This window comes from Candidatus Nanopusillus massiliensis (assembly GCF_920984865.1).
This window is the reverse complement of the sequence record NZ_OV100765.1, coordinates 593,112-593,440: the sequence shown is the minus strand read 5'-3', so window position 1 is coordinate 593,440 and position 329 is coordinate 593,112.

Genomic DNA, 329 nt, shown 5'->3' with positions numbered 1-329 from the left:
GATGTTATTGTATAGAATGATTGATGAAAAAGAATTTGAAAGCTTTTTAAATGAATTAAAAGAGAAATTCAATGATAGATATATTATTTTATTCACCCATATTCCTCCAAAAGATTCTATGTCATCTTTAGGTATTTCTGGTAGTTATGAATTAAGAAAATTCATTGAAAATAATGATAGAGTTATTTTAAATATACATGGACATATACATGAANNNNGAGTTTTAGAGGATATAATAAATAAAGCAAAAGTTCTATATGTNGCAAGAGAAGTAAAATTAATTGAAATTTATGATAAAAAGGCAAAAATAAAGTGAAAAATAAGTAATT